This window comes from Catenovulum agarivorans DS-2 (genome assembly GCF_000568405.1).
In the GTDB taxonomy this organism is placed as follows: domain Bacteria; phylum Pseudomonadota; class Gammaproteobacteria; order Enterobacterales; family Alteromonadaceae; genus Catenovulum; species Catenovulum agarivorans_A.
This window is the reverse complement of the sequence record NZ_ARZY01000104.1, coordinates 1-756: the sequence shown is the minus strand read 5'-3', so window position 1 is coordinate 756 and position 756 is coordinate 1. Positions and strand designations below refer to the sequence as shown.

The following is a 756-nucleotide window of genomic DNA, read 5'->3' as shown; positions in this document are numbered from 1 at the left end:
CTTTGATATGACGTGATAAATTTCGCATCAGCAAGTCGTGATTAACTCGGTCAAAGAACTTCGACAAATCGACATCTACCGCAATATTGCGTTTAGACTTAATGATTTGTTGAACTTGCTTCACTGCTTGCTGGCCGTTTCGGTTTGGCCTAAAACCAAAGCTGTTATCTGAAAATGTGTTATCAATGATGGGCGATAAAACCTGAGTAATGGCTTGCTGGATAACACGGTCAACCACAGTGGGTATGCCGAGTTGTCGTTTGCCCCCATCAGGTTTATCAATTTCAACACGTTTAACGGGTTGTGGGCGATAGGAGCCATTGCTCAATTGGATTTTGCACTGTTTCCAGTGTTGTTTGGCCCAATCGATAAACTGGTCTATTTTCATCCCATCAACACCTGCTGCGCCTTTATTGGCTTTAACTTGCTTCCATGCATGTTGAAGATTATCGTTTGATAACACTTGTTCGAATAAATCAAAGTTGAAGGTTGATTGCGATGCATTACGCTGCATATCAGAACCACAGGGCTGTGGCGTATAGTTATGTAAGTAATTCATGAAGTATTCCTTCGGTTAAATGTTCAGGCCTTCACCGTGTCCCATCCATTACGATGGGCGTTTGGCTACTATGCCATCTGCTGACTGCTGGATAATCACAAAATAAATTGCTTTAAATTGCGCTGCGTGCGCATCGATGAGGTGTTGCTGTGGTTTCGCTCGTTGACTATTTCGCAACCAAATAGCACGCCAAGGGG

Annotated in this window: 1 protein-coding gene; it reads right to left on the bottom strand. The window is 43.4% G+C overall.

Going from position 1 to position 756, the window contains the following annotated elements:
* A partial coding sequence (locus DS2_RS19390; RefSeq protein ID WP_035016741.1) for a reverse transcriptase domain-containing protein occupies positions 1–559 on the bottom strand: 559 nt, incomplete at its 3' end.
* Between the last annotated feature and the right edge of the window lie 197 nt (positions 560–756).